Genomic DNA, 16,470 nt, shown 5'->3' with positions numbered 1-16,470 from the left:
TTTAGGTACGCATGTACTTGCCAAACGGACAAGCATCCGTCTAGAGTGTGTATACGTGTCCACGACCGTCCGGCACTGTACGGGGGTTCGGATACACCAGTCGGATACACCAAACGAGGGGCGATCCAGATGGAGTTGCTTATCTGCGGCCCGTGTTCACGCGGTCAACACGCAGCGTGCGATGGACCCAACGAGTACTGGGGCGACTGCACGTGCGACCACAAGACGTCTAGCGCCCGCTAGTCGAACCGAAAACAGTGAAGGCCCAGGAGTGGAGTCCCGGGCCTTCGCGCCGAACCTGATTGGAGCAGGTCGACATGAGGAAGCATACTTCCCCATTCCGTAGAAGAACCCAGCACCTAGGAGTCCTAAGCGACAACAGGTGGATGATCCACGGGAGATAGGCGAAGGGGCAACGGCGCCCCGCCCTCCCCAAACATAAGGAAGGAAGTCAGATGGGATCCCCCGGAAACATCTGGCACCACACGCAAGAGGCGGCACTCGTGGAGCACCGCCTCTTGCCATATGAGAGGGCAAGCTAATGCCGAGGAAGCAGTGGTACCTGCGCTACCCGAAGGACACCAGCTTGCCCCTGAAGTACTACTACGTGTGGGTCGAACTCCCCAAACATGAAGGAGGGCGCCGGCGCATACCCGTCCGTTCGAAGGACATCACCGAGCTCAAGATCAAACTCGAGCAGAAGCAGCAGGACCTCCGGGAGCGTGGGGACCTCTACACGAACGACATGACCGTCCAGCAGTGGTTCCGGTACTGGCTTGAGATCGTCAGGAAAGAACGACGACCGAAGACCGTCGACGGGTACAAGTCCGTCACGAACCAGTGGATCATTCCGACGATCGGCACGGTGAAGTTGGAGAAGCTGACTGCCAATCACTTGCGGCAGGTTGAGCGGGCGATGCTGGCTGCGGGGAAGTCGTCTACATACGCGAAGAATGCCCACGCCGTTATGTCCCGTGCTCTCGAGATAGCGCTGCGTGAGGGCAGGGTTGGCCGCAACGTCGCGAAGCTCATGGACGCCCCCAGGAAGGCGCGCAACGACCAGCAAGCATTCGAGGTGGACGAGGTCGTGAAGGTCCTCGGTCACATCTCCGAAGACAAGGTATTCGGGGCTCGCTGGGCTACCGCCCTCCTGACCGGCGCGCGCCGCGGCGAGGTCATCGGCCTAGAGCGCAACCGGGTCGGTGACGATCTCGACCTGTCCTGGCAGCTGCAGCGCATCATCTGGGCACACGGCTGTGGTGACCCCGTGGGCAAGACGGACAAGGGACGCGACATCTACCCGTGCGAGCAGAAGACAGGCCACTCGTGCCCCAAGCGTCGCCTGCATATCCCCTCCGACTACGAATACCGGCACATTGACGGTGGCCTCTACTGGACCCGCCCCAAGTCGTCCGCTGGGTGGCGGATAATCCCGCTTGTGGAGCCGTTGCGGTCCATCCTCGAACGACACATCGCCGGCACCCCGAACAACCCGTGGGGGCTTGTGTTCACATGGACCAACCAGGACGGCGAGCAACGCCCCATCGACCCGGATGCGGACACTCGCCTGTGGCGCCGCGTCCTCGCAGACACCGGGATCGATAAGGACGTGCCCCTCCACGGGTTGCGGCACACCGCAGTCGATCTGCTTTACGAGGCAGGCGTGTCCGAAGACCTCATACCGTTGATCGTCGGCCACTCCGATCGGGCCATGTCCAGGTCCTACAAGACCCGTTCGAAGGCGCAGCAGGCGCGCATCCGGAAAGCGCTCGAGCAGGTTAGTACGCTGCTCAGCTCGCCAACCGGTGCACGTTCAGGAACGTCCGCAGCAATCGAGTCGACACCCCGAGCTCAGTAGCGAGCCGGTGAGCGTCAGGGCACCATCGCATGACGTGGATGCACTCGTCGTAGTCGATCATCCATTCCGCGGCGGTTCGGTCGGCCATGACCTCGTGCTTGGGTCGGTCGTCCCGATGGCCGAGGTGAGCGTGCGCGAGTTCATGGGCGAGCGTCGACCGGTCGTGGATGGCCCTCATGCCGGATCTGATGACAATGAGGTTGTGGTCGGGTAGCCACATTCCGTTCGCGGTTCGGATGGGCCGGTGGATGACCTCGATGCCTCTACGTTCAGCGTCCTTGTAAGGGTCGTAGTCACCCACCGTTCCTCCTACTGGTACTGCTCGTCCTGCTCGCTCTCCGGATCGTTCGGGTGAGCGGCCAATGCGACGTCGCCCTGGCGTAGCTGGTCGAGTTGTCCCGCGCTCATCCCGCGCGGATCCACATCACTCTTGTTCTCAGTAGAAGGTGTAGTCGACCCGTCCGACATTCGGGACGCCCGGTCCATCGCCCGCTCAACTAGGTCGGCCGGTGAGATGTCGAACGCTTGGGCGAGTTGCACGATCTGGGAGATGTTGATGGGCCTGGTGCCTTTGAGTAAGAGCTTCAGCGTCTCGTAGTTGATTCCGGCCTTGTCCGCGAGTTGTGCCTGAGTCAAACCGCTGGCGGCTCGCTCTGCTCGTATTTCCGCCGCAAGCGCGCGCGTGTGCTTTCCCTGTTCCACGGGGGTCAGTCTACCGATAACGGGTACATATGTGCATAAATGTGCGCCGAGGTACTTGCATGTGTACTTCTGTACCCGTAGTCTGTACTCATGTACTCGTCGAGAAGAACCCCGGACGAGGTGATCGGCGAAGCAGTCGCCGAAGCCATCCGTAACAGCGGCTCATCGGAAGCCGTTGTAGCAGCAGCCGCCGACATGCGGCCAGCCGAACTCCATGACGCCCTCACAGGAGCGCGCTCATTCGAGTTCGAACAGCTGGTCGCTGTCGGCGGCTTTCTGTCGTTCTCGGTACCCGAACTAATCAAGGAGGTGGTCATTACGTGACCAAAGACGAAGCCCCCGCCGTCGGGAAGAAGGCCTACACGGTCAACGAAGTCGCGGCGATGACGGGCTACGGACGCTCGTTCATCTACGACCAGATCAAAGCCGGCGCACTGATCCCAACGTCACCGAAGGGGTCGACCAGAAAGAGATTCACCGAGAAGGAAATCGACCGGTGGATCAAGTCCTGGGAAGTGACCCCCACCAGCAAGGCCTGAGCTTCACCCGAAGCCGCTCAGTCCCCACAACGAAGAAACGCCCCGGGTGGAAGCCGGGGCGAATCAAGAGAGGAATTGTAGTGAATTCCACCGACATCCTACCCGCGAGAACCGAAGCACATAGCTTCTACGGGCAGAGCATCGACACCATCCACCTCGACGGCAACGACTACCTGCTCCTCGGGCAGCTGTGCGACAACCTCGGCATCGACACCCGAGGCCAGCAGCAAAACCTCGAGCGGCAGGTGTGGGCCGAAGGCATGACGTGCGTAACACACGTCATGCTCCCCGGCGCCGACCGCGCCTACCCCCGCTACCTGATCAATACCCGCATCGTCGGCATGTGGCTCGCCACGATCACCACATCGCGCATCCGCGACGAAGAGTCGCGCCTCATGGTCGAGCGCTACCAGCGCGAGCTCGCCGACAAGATCCACGAATGGATCAGCGGCGGCGCAGTCCGTCGCGAACTGTCCGAGGCTGAGGTTGTCCTGCAGGCGCTCACGATCCTCAAGACGAAGACGGAGCAGCAGGCGCAGGAGATCGAAGTCCTCGCCCCGAAGGCGTCCGCGTGGGATGCGCTGGTGTCCTCCGCCGGCTCCTGGTCATACCAGGACGCCGCGCACGCGCTCTACGAGCAGAAGCACATCGTCATCGGGCAGAAGCGCCTCGTCGCCATCCTGGTCGACTGGTCCTGGATGTACCGGGACCACAAGGGCCGCCCACATGCCTACCAGCGCATCCTCGAGCAGAGCCTCCTCACCGAGAAGATCCGCACCTATGTGGACACCGTGACAGGGGAGACGCTGCAGTCCTCGGCGCCGCAGGTTCGCATCACAGGTAAGGGTCTCGACGTCATCTACCGCCGACTGTCGGCCGCGACGGAAGCGGTGGCGTCATGAGCCAGTGGACCCCGATCGAGAACCTTCGCACTGTCGGGCGTGACAGTGAGTACGAGCTCGCCATCCGCGAGTGGAAGCCCGGAGACGGACTGACCTGCACTCACGCATCGAAGCAGCAGAAGCACCCCTGCGGCGCGCCTGTAGCCGTTTTCCGGACGATCTGGGAGGAGCAGACGAGTTACCGTCCGCGGACTCAGGTGAAGAAGCGTGTGCTGTGCTCCCGCCACGTGGGCGAGGTGCTTCGCCAGTACGTAGGCGAAGAGACCCGACGCTTCAACTCGCAACCGCTCATTGTGCGGATCGAGAAGGAGGCTGCTGAGAAGGTGCTCGCCGCGCATTGGGACGAGTATCAGGAGGCGCTGACCCGGTTCGCGGCTGAGCATGAGGCGGCACTCGTCGCATCGGTTCCTGAGGGGCTAAGGAAGTTCCTCGTCGCGGAAGAGGCGGTGTCCTGATGAGTGATCACGCCCAGATCCCGCTTCCACTGTTCCCCCGGAAGACGTTCATCTACCCGTTCCCGGTGGTGCCGGCCGGCTGTGAGGAGCCGTCATGAACGCGGCTGAGACGATCGCAGCAGCGATCCAGAAACTCGAAGCGCTCAAAGCCGATGCAACCCCAGGCGTCTGGGAGTTCGACCCTGAGCCCTTCGGCGCGATCTTCACGCAGCAGGAGCCAGGACTTGAAGTCGAAACCGAAGTCGCGGAGCAGATGCTCGACGCGGACGGTCGCCTGATCGTGACTCTGCATCGCACCATCGACGCGCAACTCGCCATCCTGCGAACGGCTGGTCGGGAGTTTGAGCGTCGCGCCGAGAACGGTGATGCCCGGGTCTTCCCGTACGACTATCACCTCGATCTGGCTCGTTCGATTCTCGGGGAGTCGTGATGCGTACTTTCCGTCTGCTTCTGACTGGTGCGTTGACCGCGACCGTCACGGGTGTCCTCGCCGCCACCGTCTACCTCCACCTGTTGGAGAGGAGAGCTTTCAAATGAACCGCACTAATGAAAGCCAAGCCGCGGATCACTTTCACCGCATCGACTACGACCCGAGTGAGCCGAATGGTGCGCTCGTGTGGGCGCTGGTGGTTTGCACTGGCCTCGGGTTCGGCGCTGTCGCTCTCGTCATCATCTCCGCCGGCTATGGCGTGGCTCACCTCCTGGGGTGGCTGTGATGAACAAGGACACGTTCTGGTCCTGGGTGTGCGCCCTCCTGTTCGCTGCAGCCGTCATCGTCATCACCGTCACCGTCGCGGGGGTGACCCGATGAAGGCGTTCCTGACGGTGGCGTTCGTCGCCTCCATCACCCTCTGCGTCGCGTCCGCTCTCGCCGGCCTGATGACCCTCTACTACGCGGGCGCCGTCCTCGCGATCCTCACCGCCTGCACTGCGATGTGCGGCACCATCCTCAACTCCCTCGAAGGAGACAACAAATGACCCGCCCATTCCGAGACTCTTACGAGGAGCAGTACGTGTCCGGTATCGCCGCCAGCAAGCGCCTGACCCTAGTTCACGCTCCGTGGATGGGCGACTGGTTCGTCTCCCACTCCCCGCGGAATGGCAACTCCAACGCCGAGGGCCAGTGGGGGCAGTGGGTCGAGTTCGCGCTCTCGATTCTTCAGCACCCGGCCACCGAAGTCTGCCGCTCAGATGTCGCGGCTGCCGTTCATGGTCTCCCGGTCAACGACTTCTACACGGAGACGACCCACGAGTTCACGGATGACGAGATCCAGCAGTACTTCGTCGGCGAGGAGGCCTCCGATGACTGATCCGATGCCGACGGTGAGAAGCCTCATCGACGAAGCCAGAACTCACATCGAGACCGCCAACAGCATCGGCACCTCGAAGCCCATGACCGACTACCACCTGCAACTCGCACAGGTGAAGGCGACCCTCGCACTCGCAGAGCAGGAGAACATCGCGAACCTCCTCGCGTTCATCCGGATCGCGATGCACGAGAAGTCGACCATCACCGACCAGGAAGGTCTGCAGAAGCTCGCCGACCGCGTAGTCGAGGGGCTGGGACTGTGACTGACCCATTCCCCGACGACGACCTCCAAGCAGCCGGCGACGACCACCGCGACAAGGCCAAGTACGACGACCTCGACGGTTGGCGACCCGCAGACGAGGACCTCGCATGAGCTACGCCGGCTACCCCGAAGGCGTGACCGGTGCGGAGTCGTACTTCGCCCCCGTCGACACCGTCACCATTCCCGCCACCTGCCCCTACCCGGACTGCGACTTCGACGGCGACGTCCAAGCAGACGTCTTCCTCCTCCACCCCGGCACCCACGAACGCACCTTCGAATACGAGTGGGCGTGCCCCAAGTGCGGCGCCGAAAACGAAGAGGAGCGCACCTACAGAGACGGGGAGGACGACGCATGAGCGCATACGCGAGAGTCGACGTCACCCCGGACACCCCGGAGTGGGAGCAGGAGCGGCGGAAGTCGATCGGCGCTTCCGAGGTCGCGGCGGTCATGGGTCTGTCCCGCTTCTCGACGGCCCTGGATGTGTACAAGCACAAGCAGGGCATCGACAGCGACTTCGACCCGGTCCTCGCGTTCATCGGCCACCAGTCCGAGCCGATCATGGAGGCCTGGGTGCACAAGTTCTCCGGCGTCCACGCGACGCTCTGGCCGGGGTTCATGGCCCGCTCCGCCGAGGTGCCGATCCTGCACGCGTCGTTCGACCGTGTCTCGTTCGACCCGTTCACAACGTGGCAGTTCAAGACCGCTCACGCGGTCGCGGGCCACCACTGGGACGAGGGCATCCCCACCGACATCCGTGTCCAGGTGCAGGCGGAGATGTTCGTTGCGGGCACCCAGAAAGCCGGAGTCGTCGTCTGGATCGGCGGACGGGAGTTCCGCCTCTATTGGGAGCCCCGAGATGACCGGTTCATCGATGAGCACATGATCCCCGCCCTCGGCGACTTCTGGAACCGCGTTCTCACCGGGACACCACCGGAGCCGGCGAACCTCGCCGAGATCGCCGAGGTGTACCCGACCGACCCTGGCACTGTGCTCGAGCTCCCCGAGACGGCGTTCGAAACCCTCGAACGCATCACCGTCCTCAACTCCGACATCACCGCGCAGGAGAAGGAACGCGACGCCCTCAAGGTCGCGCTGTCCGAGTTCGTCCAAGGCGCGGAAACCCTCACCTACGCCGGCCGCCCGGTCGCGACGTGGAAGACGCAGAAGGGTCGCGCGTCGTTCGACAAGCGCACCTTCGAACTCGACCACCCCGACCTCGCCGCCGCGTACACGAACCAAGGCGCCCCATTCAAGGTGCTGCGCCGACTCAAGGAGAAGTCATGACCGACCTCACGGCCGCCGCTGTCGCGGTCAAGAAGAACCCGACGATGAAGGATCTCGTCGAGCAGCAACTCCCCGCGATCGAGCGACAGCTCGGCGGCGCGATGAACTCGGATGCGTTCGTCCGCGCTGTCCTGTCGGAGATCACGAAGCAGCCGAAGCTGATGTCCGCCGACCCGAAGACCGTCCTCGGCGGCGTCATGCTCGCCGCACAGCTCCGGTTGGAGATCGGCTCCGGGCTCGGGGAGTTCTACCTCACTCCCCGCAAGGACCACGGCCGCGACATCTGCCTCCCCATCATCGGCTTCCAAGGCATGGTGAAACTCGCTCTCCGCTCGGAGTTCGTCACCAACGTGCAAGCGTTCCTCGTCCGCGAAGGCGACGACTTCACCTACGGCGCCAACTCCGACCGCGGGATGTTCTACGACTGGACACCCCGCGACTTCGAGGAGACCCGCCCCTGGGTCGGTGTCGTCGCCACGGCCCGCATGAGAACCGGCGGCACCACATGGGTGTACCTCACCCGCGACCAGATCATGGCCCGCCGGCCCTCGTACTGGCAGAAGGGCCCGTGGGAAACCCACGAGGACGAGATGGCGAAGAAGACCGCCGTCCGCGCCCTCGCGAAGTATCTCCCGAAGTCCACCGACCTCGGCCGTGCCCTCGAAGCCGACGAGCAGAAGGTGCAGCAGGTAAAGGGGCTCGACGAGGTCGAGATCACCCGCATCGACGACGATCCGGAAACGATCATCGTCAACGAGACGGGGGCGGACCAGTGATCGACCAGTTCCCACCCACCAACACCCTGCCCCGCATGTACCAGGAGCCGGCTGACACGCGTGAGGATGACCCGCTCGCATGGCAGGCCGACGCCCTCTGCGCGCAGACCGATCCGGAGGCGTTCTTCCCGGAGAAAGGCGAGCCAACCAAGGCAGCGAAGCGCATCTGCGCAGCCTGCCCGGCCGCAGCCCAATGCCTCCAGTACGCCATCGACAACCACATCACCCACGGGCTCTGGGGAGGTGTCGCACCCAAGCAGCGACGTCACATGGACAGGAGCGCCGCATGAACCGCAACAAGAACCGCGGTACCGCCTTTGAGACCCTGATCACCCGCGCCCTCCAAGACGCCTTCCCCGAGGACGACCGCATCGACCGTGCACCCCTCCGCGGGGCGAAGGACGAAGGCGACATCCGCGGCGTCCGGTCACCGTTCGGCCGCGTCGTAATCGAATGCAAGCAGTACGGCGGCCGCTACGACATCGGCACATGGTTGAACGAAGCCGAGATCGAGAAGGGCAACGCTGACGCAATCGCCGGCGTCGTCGTCGCCAAACGCGCGAGGAAGGGTGACGCACTCGACCAGACCGTCATCATGACCGTCCGCGACCTCATCGCACTCCTAGGCGGTGATGTCGCATGAGCCGGCCGAGATTGCTCGACCTGTTCTCCTGCGCAGGCGGCGCCGCAATGGGATACCACCGGGCAGGCTTCGACGTCGTCGGAGTCGACATCGACCCGCAACCCAACTACCCGTTCGAGTTCCACCTAGGCGACGCGCTGCAGTACCTCGCGAAGCACGGACACGAGTTCGACGCGATCCACGCATCACCGCCCTGCCAGGGCTACACGGCGCTCAAGGCGGTCCACAAGAACCCGTGGCCGCTGCTCATCGAACCGACCCGGGCGATGCTCGACCAGATCGGCGTTCCGTACGTGATCGAGAACGTGCAGGGCGCCCCTGTCCGACGAGACCTCACCCTCTGCGGGGAGATGTTCGGGCTCCGGGTGATCCGTCACCGGTTCTTCGAGCTCGGAGGATGGTCCGCTGCCCCGATCGATCACGTCCCGCATCGCGGACGTGTCGCCGGGTGGAGGCACGGGGAGTTCTTCGACGGCCCGTACTTCGCGGTCTACGGCAACGGTGGCGGCAAGGGAACCGTGGAGCAGTGGCAGGACGCTCTCGGTATCGACTGGACCTCTGACCGTCGCGAGCTCGCAGAGGCGATCCCGCCAGCGTACACGGAGTTCATCGGCCGTCAGCTCATCCGCGAGTTGGAAGTGGCCGCATGACCGCCCCGACTCAGAAGGTCCGCGACCTCACCTACCTCCGTGACGGCTACCGGTGTGTGTGCTGTGGTGCGACGGGTCCGTTGTCGTGGCAGCACCGTGCCGCATCAGGGCATGGGGGCCGTGGGAAGAAGGCGCCTGTCCTGACGCCGGCTGATGGTCTCACTGCTTGCCTTCCGTGCAATCAGCGCTTCGAGAGTGACCTGCAGGAACTCGCCCTCCACAACGGATGGAAGCTGCGTCGTCACATGCTCCTCACCGCGGATCAGGTGCCGTTCTACGACCGCAACTTGGGCGGCTGGTTCCTACCCGACACGGAAGGACGCGCACACGTCATGGGGCGGGCGGAGGCGGTCGAGCTGATCGCAGCAGCCGGCGGATACACGACGAAAGGAGGTCGTTGATGGACCTCACATGGTTCAGAGCGGACACGTCTCTGGCGTCGCACGACAAGATCACCGAGCTCGTAGAGACCCACGGAGCACGCGGAAAGCAAGCCGGTTTCGTCTACATTTGCGCCCTCGGACACTCCGTCGGGCACGGAACGGACGGTGTGATCAAACGCACCAGCCTGAAATGGGTGCACGGAACGACCGCGGATGCGGCGCTTCTGGTGGCTGCGGACCTGTGGGAGACCACCGATGGGGGGTGGCGGATCCGTAATTTCGGCACCCGTCAGGTGGTCGGTGCAGCTCAGCAGGCCATCCACGATGCCAAGAGTTCCGCGGGAAAGAAGGGTGCGGAGGCGAGGTGGGGTGATGACTGAGGACGGTTCTGCTATCCGGTTCTGCCATATGGCACCCCCGCATGGGTTACCCAGATGGGTGCGTGATGGCACGAACGAACGAACGAACGTACGAACGCAACAGACGCACGCTTCTAAGACTCATGCGATCAATCTTCTGTTCCTAAACGCACGAGTCGGACTGTGGATAACTCGCATCTCCCGTCAGGGGGTGGCGTGATGATCGACCTCGCAATGGCTTACGAGCTCACCGAGGCCTGGCTCCCGGACTTCCTCGCGTACGCGGAGAACCCGCATCACCCACTGGCAGGAGACCTCCTCGATCGGGCCCGTGACCGCATCTTCCAGAGCTACGAAGACAACGCGGTCGAAGGACACGACGTCGGGGACGCGCCGGATGACGTGGTCGTGATGCTCATGGGCGTCGCCGAGTGGATTACCGCGCAGCGTTCGGAGGTGACCGCATGAAGGTCGAGTTTCCTGACGCTGTGTGGGGTCGGCTTGCGTCGATCGCTGACAAGCGAGAGATGCGGATCGCGGACCTGATCGTGGAGACCGCGCATCACCTCCTCGGCACCACACCCCCACACCCCACGCAACGCCCGCCGGCACCGAACGGCGGCAACCACGGCGCCCGACCCGCACTCAACTGGCACGACCCCGCAGTTGAGGCCGAGATCCGGGAACTGATCACCCTCCACCGTTCGGGTCCGCAGATCGCCGCGCATTTCGGTGTGTCGTACGACAGCGTCCGAACCGCTTTGAAGGGTCTCAACATCCCGACCGATACCCGCAAGATCACCAACCCGAAAGGCAACGAAGCATGACGAGCATCGCATTCACAGGCAACCTCACCGAGACTCCGATCCTCAGGTACACGCAGGCGGGGAAGGCGGTCGCGAACCTCAACGTCGCCGTGAACCGGAAGCGTGGCGAGTCAGAGGAGACCGACTTCCACCGTGTGACCGTGTGGGGGGAGATGGCTGAACACGTCGCCCAGTTCGACAAGGGCACCCGTGTGATGGTCATCGGCCGGCTCACATCCCGGCAGTACGAGACGCAGGCGGGGGAGAAGCGCACGGGGTGGGAGGTCACCGCCGACGCGATCGGACCGGACCTCAGGTTCGCCACCGCAGTGGTCGCGAAGACCGCCTCACGGCCCACCAGTGCCCCGCAGACGCCCGAATCGAGCGTCTGGGATGACCCGGCTCCGTCGTTCAACGACTCGACCCCGTTCTAGCCCGGAGACGAAGACATGTTCGATAGAATTGAAGCGGCCCCGACGAGCGCGCCAACGCTCAGCCAGGGCCTGACCCTACGAATCGATCTGAGCGATTGGAGGGCTGTCATGGATTCTACCCACGACGCCTCAGCGAACTTCCGCACCCCCGACCGGTGGAACTCCGTCGTCGTCCCTGAGCGAGTAGCGCAGCGGGCCCTGACCAACGTCGACAAGCAGCCGAACGGATGCTGGATCAGCCGATACTCGGTGTCCACTCACGGCTACGCGCAGATCGGCTGGTCGCTCCCGAAGGAGGAGCGGCGAACGGCTGCTCGGAACGCGATGGTGTTGGCGCACCGTGCGGCATGGACTGCTATTCACGGCCAGGTTCCGCTCGGAATGACTATCGACCACATCTGCAAAGAGCGGCGGTGCGTCAACCCCGATCACCTGCGCCTGCTCCCGAACTTCGAGAACGCTCGTCGCACGAACGGTCACGACTGGCCGATGGGGGTTTGCGCGAACGGACACCCGAACACCCAACTCCGGCCGGTGAGCGCTACGGCCAAGGCCGGAGGCAGGCGAGGCGGTCTGGGGTGCGCCGACTGCTACCGGCTCTACCACCTACGGCATAACTGGCGGCGCCGAAACCCAGGTGCGCCTCTGCCTGACCACCTGTTGCTCGCGATCGAAAAGGTGGCCGGCTGATGCGTTACGGGTCTGCGAATGGTTGCCACCAGTCACCCACCCCACGAGACCGGTCCGTGAGGGTGTCGAAGTGCTGCGCGAAATGCCGGCGCGGAGTCCCCGGATACGGCGAGCTGCCGTGCGGATACAACCTCAACTGCCCCAACAACTGCCACCAGAAGGAGACGAAGTGAACATCCCAGACGAAGTGATGCTGGCGGCGGATGACGCGGGCCACGTCGTGGACATTCGCAGCGCGCGGGTTATTGCACAGTGGGCGCGGAAGGAAGCGCTTCGAGAAGCCGCTGACGATCCCGCCCTGCGCTTGTCCGGGCACTCCGGCATCAGCATCCGCAAGCTCCGTGCCCTCGCGAAGGAGGAGCAGTGATGACCAACGGTAGTGAGCACATCCGGCCGAAGCCGGAGGTACCCACCACCGAGCAGGTCCGCGAGGTGTACCACCTGGGTCTCTACGAGGTAAACGACATGGTCGGAAACGTCAACTTCGAAGGGGCGCTTGGTCAATTCGACACTTGGCTTGCTGAGCACGACAAGGCAGTAGCAGCAGAAGCCGTCCGTACCGCGACCACCGAGTTGCAGGCCCAGCTCGACGCCATGACGACGTACGGGACTGCACAGAAGGCCAACGACGGCACCATCTGGGACATGTTCGAATGCGCGTCCCTCAAAGAAGCCCAGGAGGATGCCATGACCACAGTCCGCGAGGAAGGCGAAGACCCGGTCGTTGTCGTCAAGAGGCTCGGGAACGGCCGATGGTTCGAGGTAACTACAGAGGAGACGTCCTCGTGACGGATTCCCGTGTAGTGATCAAGGGCCTCCACCAGGTGGACGCTGAAGCCCTCGCATCCGTGTTCCGTGAAGAGTTCCCCGAACTGACGATCACCGTCAAAACCAAGAAGAAGGGCAAGAAATGAGCGAGCGCCTTCACAACTACCTGCTCGACCAGATCGAATCCGCCAGCCGTGCGCTCGCCCAGCAGCAGGAACTTCTCGCCTTGGCATGGGACGCGGGCTACGACGCACGCCGCGTGGAACTAGATAAGCAAGCGGCTGACCCGTCGTACCCGATCCATCGGCCCAACCCGTTCGTGAAGGAGGCCCCGCATGTCTGAGACTGATCCGCTCCTCGCAGCAGTCGAAGCACTCACGAAACCCCAGAAGCGTCGCCAGGAACAGGACATCATCAGCCGCTACGTCACCACCGATGACGACGGCATCGAGACGGTCACGGAGCATGTCGTAGGAACGCAGAAGGTGACCGTGGAACTGCCCCCGCTTCTCGACATGCTCGACGACGCTATCCAGTCAAGCATGGGCGGCAGCACGAAGGGAGCCGCGCTCGCCTCCGAATCAGCTGTCCTCAATGTGCACGCCCTCTACGAGGCCATGAAGATCTCGTCAGCAGTACGCGACTGGTGCCGGATGGCCGGCGTCCTCGACCGAAAGCACACCAGAGAGAACCTCGAAGCATGGAACGCATCGGTGTACGTGCGCGACCTTGACGAGGAGCATGCGGCGTTCTTCGCCGCAGTCATGCAGAAGTGGGCAGCCAGCATCCGGACCATGCTCGACCCGTGGCGGGAGAAGGACCTTCCCAACCCGTGCCCGGTCTGCCATGCGGAGGAGTGGTGGGACGCCAGCGAGGACAAGCCCGGAGAGCCGCGACGGCGCCTGCCCCCGATGGAAGGTATTCGCCGCGGCCGTCCCAGACCGCTGCTGATTCGGTACAAGCGGGATGACCCGGAGATGATCGAGAAGGGGCACGCAATCTGCCGAGCATGCGGCGCAGAGTTTGGCCTCAGAGAGCTGCAGTTCGAACTCGAACAAGCCGAAGCAACGACACGTCAGGAGGGAATGACAACGGTGTAATTCGCGTGCTACGATGACGATACGCACTACGAGTGCGCCCAAAAGCCTTCGAGAAGCCCCCGCCCAACAGCGGGGGTTTTCTCATGTAAGGCGCTGATACCTGATCCCCACCACATCAGGGTCAGGCACCTGATCTGCGCGGGGAGGCGCCATGGACGGCGATACACTCGCGCTTCGATGGGCTCTGGTCGCGGTGGTGGCAGCGTTGAATATCCGCAACGCGACGCTGATGGATGCGGCGCCGCTCGCAGCGATCGCATGGATCCTGCTTGCATGGGCCGCCGCCGGAGTGATCTGGAACACCAGCAGGCGTGCGCGATGAACGTGACACGTATCGCTCAAGTGGTCGAAGTAGGCGACGTCCTCCCTTCCCCACAGACGCCGGTCGCGATCGCAGCCAGCGGATTTGACGGCAGCGTCGTCATCGTCGTGGTTGACGGCCGCGGCAATGTGCGCATCCTGGATCAGTTCGGCGCGACACCGTCGATTCCCATCGCCTACTGCCAAGGCGCGTACTACACCTGATCTTCCGCCCCTCAGCATCACACACCAACCAGAACGGTCGGGGCACCTCGCATCCACACGTTCGAGCACAGACGCTCACGCAAGACGCGACGGACCGACCAAACACTCAACCCCCGAGCTGACGGGCGGAACCAACCAACCGCAACGAGCGGAGGTCAACGATGACCGACACAGCAGCACCCAAACCGCTCCCCGCGCCACCCGAAGACCCGCACGAACCAGGCACATACCGTGTCCTCCACGACGGCGACACCTGCGACCACGCATCCTGCCCCGCCATCGCATACGTCCGAGTCCACATGTACCGGGACGGCGACAAAGACGAACTGGCCGGCACGCTGCACTGGTGCGCACACCACTGGCACGAAGTACGCGAACGCATCTGGACAATGGCACTCGACGGCAAGTGCGGCATCATCGACGAAACCGAATGGATCGCCTAAGCCTTCGCCCGACGCAGGATGTACGTGTCCTTGTTGCCCCACTCGAGCGCACCCTTCCGATGCTCGGACACGATCTCCCACCCGTCAGCGATCAGCTCAGCGAGCTGACGCTCACCCTTCTTCTTGTCTCGACCAGACCCACGCGTCGTCTTCAACTTCAGCGTCTTGGTCTCAAACTTCACAGCCACGCCGGCCCCCTCAATCAAGTGGGCCACAGTATACGACCGGAGGCAACTCGAATGCCGAAGCTCGCAGGCCGCATCGATGTCGATGCCCGACTCCTCGAAAGCAAGTCGGAAAGCCGACGCTTCGGCATCACAATCGACGGTGAAGACTTCCCCTGGCACATCGACGCATCAGGCGTATCGGTCCAGGTCAGCGATGATGGTTGCCCGGCCGTCACGATTACCATCCTCGCCGAACGTGTCACCGTCGACCACCGCATCGAAGGCAAGGCCGACTAGTGAACGGCATGACCGCATGCGAGAACTGCGGCGCCGAATACCCATCCGCGTTCGCCGCCACCCTCTGCTGTGAAGACACCCGGGGGTACGACTAAACCACCCGGGGGGGGGGGGTATCAAACAATGCCCCGGGCCCCCCGCAAATGCCCCACCCCAGGCTGCGAGAACCGCATCACCAATCAGCGGTACTGCTACGAACACACCCCCATCAACTGGGCATACGGCACAGACCGCACCAACACCCCACTCCACCGCGAGTGGAGAGCAGCGGTACTCCAACGATGCGGCGGACGCTGCGAGATACGCGGACCGAAGTGCACAGGCAAAGCCACCGAAGCAGACCACATCACACCCGTGGCTGAAGGCGGCACCTACACCCTCAGCAACGGCCAGGGGGCCTGCACCACCTGCCACGCAGCCAAGACCAAACAAGAAGCAGCACGAGGCCGGACGCGAGCCTTCACGGGCACACCACGAACAACAACACAACGAACAAGCACCCAGGCCTCCACCCCCCACCCCCGGGGCCCGTCGACAGGGCGATGAGGTGCTGCAGATTTGGAGCCGTACGGGTCTGGGACTTTCTGGGCCCTGTGGTTCCTGCCCGACATGGGCTCTCGTTTTCCCGACATGGGAGGTAGTCATGGCTGGTCGTGGACCTGCTCCGAAGGATCCGTCTCGGCGGGTGCGTCGCAACGGTGGTGGCGCGCAGATGCGCATCATTGAGGCGGCACCGTCTGAGCAGCCTGAACTGCCTACCTTTGATGTGTCGGTGGAGATCGACGGCAACGTTGTGATGCAGCAGTTCGTGTGGCCGGAGCGGACGCGTCAGTGGTGGGACATGTGGGCGAGTTCGCCGCTGTCGGATGAGTTCACGGAGACCGACTGGTCGGAGCTCATGGATACTGCCCTGATCCACGCGAAGTTCTGGACGGGTAACACGTCGGTGGCGAATGAGTTGCGGCTTCGGGTTGCGAAGTTCGGCGCTACGCCGGAGGATCGGGCCCGGTTGAAGATCCAGTTCGCTGCGGCTGATGAGGCTGAGGAGCGGACGGAGAAGCGTCGGGCTGCGAAGAAGCCGAAGGGCGATGATCCTCGCCTTCGTCTGGCTCAGTAG

The 16,470-nt window shown here is 63.4% G+C and carries 35 protein-coding genes; 32 read left to right on the top strand and 3 right to left on the bottom strand.

From position 1 onward, the window contains the following. Window positions 1–541: 541 nt before the first annotated feature. Window positions 542–1,858: a tyrosine-type recombinase/integrase gene (locus P5G50_RS18555; RefSeq protein WP_301209634.1), complete on the top strand. Its 1,317-nt coding sequence runs from the start codon at window positions 542–544 to the stop codon at window positions 1,856–1,858. On the opposite strand, the gene P5G50_RS18635 is transcribed toward P5G50_RS18555, so the two are convergent. Together P5G50_RS18635 and P5G50_RS18545 are read right to left on the bottom strand one after the other, a co-directional pair. Next, window positions 1,791–2,078 carry an ImmA/IrrE family metallo-endopeptidase gene (locus tag P5G50_RS18635; RefSeq protein WP_363319498.1) on the bottom strand — a complete coding sequence of 96 codons (288 nt, stop codon included), beginning with the start codon at window positions 2,076–2,078 and terminating at the stop codon, window positions 1,791–1,793. The genes P5G50_RS18555 and P5G50_RS18635 overlap by 68 nt on opposite strands. A gap of 89 nt (window positions 2,079–2,167) precedes the next feature. Then, complete coding sequence (locus P5G50_RS18545) at window positions 2,168–2,560, bottom strand: helix-turn-helix domain-containing protein (protein WP_301209632.1); 393 nt, start codon at window positions 2,558–2,560, stop codon at window positions 2,168–2,170. A 90-nt stretch (window positions 2,561–2,650) separates the two neighbouring features. On the opposite strand from P5G50_RS18545, the gene P5G50_RS18540 reads away from it, so the two are divergent. The 28 genes from P5G50_RS18540 to P5G50_RS18405 all read left to right on the top strand — a co-directional run bounded on the left by P5G50_RS18540 (window position 2,651) and on the right by P5G50_RS18405 (window position 14,889). Continuing rightward, complete coding sequence (locus P5G50_RS18540) at window positions 2,651–2,884, top strand: hypothetical protein (RefSeq protein WP_301209631.1); 234 nt, start codon at window positions 2,651–2,653, stop codon at window positions 2,882–2,884. After that, window positions 2,881–3,099: a helix-turn-helix transcriptional regulator gene (locus tag P5G50_RS18535; RefSeq protein ID WP_301209630.1), complete on the top strand. Its 219-nt coding sequence runs from the start codon at window positions 2,881–2,883 to the stop codon at window positions 3,097–3,099. Before P5G50_RS18540 ends, P5G50_RS18535 begins: the two co-directional genes overlap by 4 nt. 80 nt (window positions 3,100–3,179) lie before the next feature. Then, window positions 3,180–4,001 (top strand): phage antirepressor KilAC domain-containing protein, encoded by an 822-nt coding sequence (locus P5G50_RS18530; protein WP_301209629.1) that lies wholly within the window; start codon window positions 3,180–3,182, stop codon window positions 3,999–4,001. Next, window positions 3,998–4,456, top strand: a complete 459-nt coding sequence (locus P5G50_RS18525; protein WP_301209628.1) for a hypothetical protein — start codon at window positions 3,998–4,000, stop codon at window positions 4,454–4,456. Before P5G50_RS18530 ends, P5G50_RS18525 begins: the two co-directional genes overlap by 4 nt. Before the next feature lie 94 nt (window positions 4,457–4,550). Continuing rightward, a complete protein-coding gene (locus tag P5G50_RS18520) occupies window positions 4,551–4,886 on the top strand; it encodes a hypothetical protein (RefSeq protein WP_301209627.1) in 336 nt (111 codons plus the stop codon). A gap of 377 nt (window positions 4,887–5,263) precedes the next feature. Continuing rightward, the gene (locus P5G50_RS18515) at window positions 5,264–5,434 is read left to right on the top strand and encodes a hypothetical protein (protein ID WP_301209625.1); all 171 of its coding nucleotides are present in this window, start codon (window positions 5,264–5,266) and stop codon (window positions 5,432–5,434) included. Continuing rightward, entirely contained in the window at window positions 5,431–5,766 is a 336-nt protein-coding gene (locus P5G50_RS18510; RefSeq protein ID WP_301209624.1) for a hypothetical protein, read from the top strand. Before P5G50_RS18515 ends, P5G50_RS18510 begins: the two co-directional genes overlap by 4 nt. Next, on the top strand, window positions 5,759–6,028 hold the full coding sequence (locus P5G50_RS18505; protein WP_301209623.1) for a hypothetical protein: 270 nt from the start codon (window positions 5,759–5,761) through the stop codon (window positions 6,026–6,028). The genes P5G50_RS18510 and P5G50_RS18505 overlap by 8 nt, the downstream gene beginning before the upstream one ends. A gap of 106 nt (window positions 6,029–6,134) precedes the next feature. Continuing rightward, window positions 6,135–6,383 (top strand): hypothetical protein, encoded by a 249-nt coding sequence (locus P5G50_RS18500; RefSeq protein WP_301209622.1) that lies wholly within the window; start codon window positions 6,135–6,137, stop codon window positions 6,381–6,383. Beyond that, window positions 6,380–7,312, top strand: a complete 933-nt coding sequence (locus P5G50_RS18495; RefSeq protein WP_301209621.1) for a YqaJ viral recombinase family nuclease — start codon at window positions 6,380–6,382, stop codon at window positions 7,310–7,312. The genes P5G50_RS18500 and P5G50_RS18495 overlap by 4 nt, the downstream gene beginning before the upstream one ends. Then, window positions 7,309–8,088 (top strand): recombinase RecT, encoded by a 780-nt coding sequence (locus tag P5G50_RS18490; RefSeq protein WP_301209620.1) that lies wholly within the window; start codon window positions 7,309–7,311, stop codon window positions 8,086–8,088. The genes P5G50_RS18495 and P5G50_RS18490 overlap by 4 nt, the downstream gene beginning before the upstream one ends. After that, window positions 8,085–8,378, top strand: coding sequence for a WhiB family transcriptional regulator (locus tag P5G50_RS18485; RefSeq protein WP_301209619.1), 294 nt, complete (start codon window positions 8,085–8,087; stop codon window positions 8,376–8,378). The genes P5G50_RS18490 and P5G50_RS18485 overlap by 4 nt, the downstream gene beginning before the upstream one ends. Then, complete coding sequence (locus P5G50_RS18480) at window positions 8,375–8,731, top strand: hypothetical protein (protein WP_301209618.1); 357 nt, start codon at window positions 8,375–8,377, stop codon at window positions 8,729–8,731. The genes P5G50_RS18485 and P5G50_RS18480 overlap by 4 nt, the downstream gene beginning before the upstream one ends. Before the next feature lie 47 nt (window positions 8,732–8,778). After that, the gene (locus tag P5G50_RS18475) at window positions 8,779–9,381 is read left to right on the top strand and encodes a hypothetical protein (RefSeq protein ID WP_301209617.1); all 603 of its coding nucleotides are present in this window, start codon (window positions 8,779–8,781) and stop codon (window positions 9,379–9,381) included. A 245-nt stretch (window positions 9,382–9,626) separates the two neighbouring features. Then, on the top strand, window positions 9,627–9,782 hold the full coding sequence (locus P5G50_RS18470; RefSeq protein ID WP_301209616.1) for a hypothetical protein: 156 nt from the start codon (window positions 9,627–9,629) through the stop codon (window positions 9,780–9,782). After that, a complete protein-coding gene (locus P5G50_RS18465; protein ID WP_301209615.1) occupies window positions 9,782–10,144 on the top strand; it encodes a hypothetical protein in 363 nt (120 codons plus the stop codon). The genes P5G50_RS18470 and P5G50_RS18465 overlap by 1 nt, the downstream gene beginning before the upstream one ends. A gap of 195 nt (window positions 10,145–10,339) precedes the next feature. After that, on the top strand, window positions 10,340–10,591 hold the full coding sequence (locus P5G50_RS18460) for a hypothetical protein (protein ID WP_301209614.1): 252 nt from the start codon (window positions 10,340–10,342) through the stop codon (window positions 10,589–10,591). After that, window positions 10,588–10,950: a hypothetical protein gene (locus P5G50_RS18455; protein WP_301209613.1), complete on the top strand. Its 363-nt coding sequence runs from the start codon at window positions 10,588–10,590 to the stop codon at window positions 10,948–10,950. The genes P5G50_RS18460 and P5G50_RS18455 overlap by 4 nt, the downstream gene beginning before the upstream one ends. Further along, on the top strand, window positions 10,947–11,363 hold the full coding sequence (locus P5G50_RS18450) for a single-stranded DNA-binding protein (RefSeq protein ID WP_301209612.1): 417 nt from the start codon (window positions 10,947–10,949) through the stop codon (window positions 11,361–11,363). Before P5G50_RS18455 ends, P5G50_RS18450 begins: the two co-directional genes overlap by 4 nt. A gap of 108 nt (window positions 11,364–11,471) precedes the next feature. Next, window positions 11,472–12,053, top strand: a complete 582-nt coding sequence (locus tag P5G50_RS18445; protein ID WP_301209611.1) for an HNH endonuclease signature motif containing protein — start codon at window positions 11,472–11,474, stop codon at window positions 12,051–12,053. A gap of 169 nt (window positions 12,054–12,222) precedes the next feature. Beyond that, window positions 12,223–12,420, top strand: a complete 198-nt coding sequence (locus P5G50_RS18440; RefSeq protein WP_301209610.1) for a hypothetical protein — start codon at window positions 12,223–12,225, stop codon at window positions 12,418–12,420. Beyond that, window positions 12,420–12,842: a hypothetical protein gene (locus tag P5G50_RS18435; RefSeq protein WP_301209609.1), complete on the top strand. Its 423-nt coding sequence runs from the start codon at window positions 12,420–12,422 to the stop codon at window positions 12,840–12,842. Before P5G50_RS18440 ends, P5G50_RS18435 begins: the two co-directional genes overlap by 1 nt. Beyond that, window positions 12,839–12,967: a hypothetical protein gene (locus P5G50_RS18430; RefSeq protein ID WP_301209608.1), complete on the top strand. Its 129-nt coding sequence runs from the start codon at window positions 12,839–12,841 to the stop codon at window positions 12,965–12,967. The genes P5G50_RS18435 and P5G50_RS18430 overlap by 4 nt, the downstream gene beginning before the upstream one ends. Continuing rightward, window positions 12,964–13,164, top strand: coding sequence for a hypothetical protein (locus P5G50_RS18425; RefSeq protein ID WP_301209607.1), 201 nt, complete (start codon window positions 12,964–12,966; stop codon window positions 13,162–13,164). Before P5G50_RS18430 ends, P5G50_RS18425 begins: the two co-directional genes overlap by 4 nt. Beyond that, entirely contained in the window at window positions 13,157–13,921 is a 765-nt protein-coding gene (locus P5G50_RS18420) for a DUF7341 domain-containing protein (RefSeq protein WP_301209606.1), read from the top strand. Before P5G50_RS18425 ends, P5G50_RS18420 begins: the two co-directional genes overlap by 8 nt. A 151-nt stretch (window positions 13,922–14,072) precedes the next feature. Continuing rightward, a complete protein-coding gene (locus tag P5G50_RS18415; protein ID WP_301209605.1) occupies window positions 14,073–14,243 on the top strand; it encodes a hypothetical protein in 171 nt (56 codons plus the stop codon). Further along, entirely contained in the window at window positions 14,240–14,446 is a 207-nt protein-coding gene (locus tag P5G50_RS18410; protein WP_301209604.1) for a hypothetical protein, read from the top strand. The genes P5G50_RS18415 and P5G50_RS18410 overlap by 4 nt, the downstream gene beginning before the upstream one ends. Window positions 14,447–14,607: 161 nt before the next feature. Continuing rightward, window positions 14,608–14,889, top strand: coding sequence for a DUF7455 domain-containing protein (locus P5G50_RS18405; RefSeq protein WP_301209603.1), 282 nt, complete (start codon window positions 14,608–14,610; stop codon window positions 14,887–14,889). Here the strand turns inward: P5G50_RS18405 and P5G50_RS18400 are convergent. Continuing rightward, a complete protein-coding gene (locus P5G50_RS18400; protein WP_301209602.1) occupies window positions 14,886–15,077 on the bottom strand; it encodes a hypothetical protein in 192 nt (63 codons plus the stop codon). The genes P5G50_RS18405 and P5G50_RS18400 overlap by 4 nt on opposite strands. Window positions 15,078–15,128: 51 nt before the next feature. On the opposite strand from P5G50_RS18400, the gene P5G50_RS18395 reads away from it, so the two are divergent. The 3 genes from P5G50_RS18395 (at window position 15,129) to P5G50_RS18390 (ending at window position 16,470) form a co-directional block, all read left to right on the top strand. Further along, entirely contained in the window at window positions 15,129–15,353 is a 225-nt protein-coding gene (locus P5G50_RS18395; protein WP_301209601.1) for a hypothetical protein, read from the top strand. A 123-nt stretch (window positions 15,354–15,476) separates the two neighbouring features. Beyond that, the gene (locus P5G50_RS18630) at window positions 15,477–15,899 is read left to right on the top strand and encodes an HNH endonuclease (RefSeq protein ID WP_363319497.1); all 423 of its coding nucleotides are present in this window, start codon (window positions 15,477–15,479) and stop codon (window positions 15,897–15,899) included. Window positions 15,900–15,996: 97 nt separating this feature from the next. Then, a complete protein-coding gene (locus P5G50_RS18390; protein WP_488192650.1) occupies window positions 15,997–16,470 on the top strand; it encodes a phage terminase small subunit in 474 nt (157 codons plus the stop codon).

The sequence above is a fragment of the Leifsonia williamsii genome, from assembly GCF_030433685.1.
In the GTDB taxonomy this organism is placed as follows: domain Bacteria; phylum Actinomycetota; class Actinomycetes; order Actinomycetales; family Microbacteriaceae; genus Leifsonia; species Leifsonia williamsii.
The sequence above is the reverse complement of the archived record's forward strand: the minus strand, read 5'-3'. Positions and strand labels throughout refer to the sequence as shown.

Bases quoted from the DNA above. Each gene is read 5' to 3' on its own strand.
- P5G50_RS18555 (WP_301209634.1), top strand. From the start codon at position 542: ATGCCGAGGAAGCAGTGGTACCTGCGCTACCCGAAGGACACCAGCTTG.
- P5G50_RS18635 (WP_363319498.1), bottom strand. From the start codon at position 2,078: ATGTGGCTACCCGACCACAACCTCATTGTCATCAGATCCGGCATGAGG.
- P5G50_RS18540 (WP_301209631.1), top strand. From the start codon at position 2,651: ATGTACTCGTCGAGAAGAACCCCGGACGAGGTGATCGGCGAAGCAGTC.
- P5G50_RS18525 (WP_301209628.1), top strand. From the start codon at position 3,998: ATGAGCCAGTGGACCCCGATCGAGAACCTTCGCACTGTCGGGCGTGAC.
- P5G50_RS18520 (WP_301209627.1), top strand. From the start codon at position 4,551: ATGAACGCGGCTGAGACGATCGCAGCAGCGATCCAGAAACTCGAAGCG.
- P5G50_RS18515 (WP_301209625.1), top strand. From the start codon at position 5,264: ATGAAGGCGTTCCTGACGGTGGCGTTCGTCGCCTCCATCACCCTCTGC.
- P5G50_RS18510 (WP_301209624.1), top strand. From the start codon at position 5,431: ATGACCCGCCCATTCCGAGACTCTTACGAGGAGCAGTACGTGTCCGGT.
- P5G50_RS18505 (WP_301209623.1), top strand. From the start codon at position 5,759: ATGACTGATCCGATGCCGACGGTGAGAAGCCTCATCGACGAAGCCAGA.
- P5G50_RS18500 (WP_301209622.1), top strand. From the start codon at position 6,135: ATGAGCTACGCCGGCTACCCCGAAGGCGTGACCGGTGCGGAGTCGTAC.
- P5G50_RS18495 (WP_301209621.1), top strand. From the start codon at position 6,380: ATGAGCGCATACGCGAGAGTCGACGTCACCCCGGACACCCCGGAGTGG.
- P5G50_RS18490 (WP_301209620.1), top strand. From the start codon at position 7,309: ATGACCGACCTCACGGCCGCCGCTGTCGCGGTCAAGAAGAACCCGACG.
- P5G50_RS18480 (WP_301209618.1), top strand. From the start codon at position 8,375: ATGAACCGCAACAAGAACCGCGGTACCGCCTTTGAGACCCTGATCACC.
- P5G50_RS18475 (WP_301209617.1), top strand. From the start codon at position 8,779: ATGGGATACCACCGGGCAGGCTTCGACGTCGTCGGAGTCGACATCGAC.
- P5G50_RS18470 (WP_301209616.1), top strand. From the start codon at position 9,627: ATGCTCCTCACCGCGGATCAGGTGCCGTTCTACGACCGCAACTTGGGC.
- P5G50_RS18465 (WP_301209615.1), top strand. From the start codon at position 9,782: ATGGACCTCACATGGTTCAGAGCGGACACGTCTCTGGCGTCGCACGAC.
- P5G50_RS18455 (WP_301209613.1), top strand. From the start codon at position 10,588: ATGAAGGTCGAGTTTCCTGACGCTGTGTGGGGTCGGCTTGCGTCGATC.
- P5G50_RS18450 (WP_301209612.1), top strand. From the start codon at position 10,947: ATGACGAGCATCGCATTCACAGGCAACCTCACCGAGACTCCGATCCTC.
- P5G50_RS18445 (WP_301209611.1), top strand. From the start codon at position 11,472: ATGGATTCTACCCACGACGCCTCAGCGAACTTCCGCACCCCCGACCGG.
- P5G50_RS18435 (WP_301209609.1), top strand. From the start codon at position 12,420: ATGACCAACGGTAGTGAGCACATCCGGCCGAAGCCGGAGGTACCCACC.
- P5G50_RS18425 (WP_301209607.1), top strand. From the start codon at position 12,964: ATGAGCGAGCGCCTTCACAACTACCTGCTCGACCAGATCGAATCCGCC.
- P5G50_RS18420 (WP_301209606.1), top strand. From the start codon at position 13,157: ATGTCTGAGACTGATCCGCTCCTCGCAGCAGTCGAAGCACTCACGAAA.
- P5G50_RS18415 (WP_301209605.1), top strand. From the start codon at position 14,073: ATGGACGGCGATACACTCGCGCTTCGATGGGCTCTGGTCGCGGTGGTG.
- P5G50_RS18410 (WP_301209604.1), top strand. From the start codon at position 14,240: ATGAACGTGACACGTATCGCTCAAGTGGTCGAAGTAGGCGACGTCCTC.
- P5G50_RS18405 (WP_301209603.1), top strand. From the start codon at position 14,608: ATGACCGACACAGCAGCACCCAAACCGCTCCCCGCGCCACCCGAAGAC.
- P5G50_RS18395 (WP_301209601.1), top strand. From the start codon at position 15,129: ATGCCGAAGCTCGCAGGCCGCATCGATGTCGATGCCCGACTCCTCGAA.
- P5G50_RS18630 (WP_363319497.1), top strand. From the start codon at position 15,477: ATGCCCCGGGCCCCCCGCAAATGCCCCACCCCAGGCTGCGAGAACCGC.
- P5G50_RS18390 (WP_488192650.1), top strand. From the start codon at position 15,997: ATGGCTGGTCGTGGACCTGCTCCGAAGGATCCGTCTCGGCGGGTGCGT.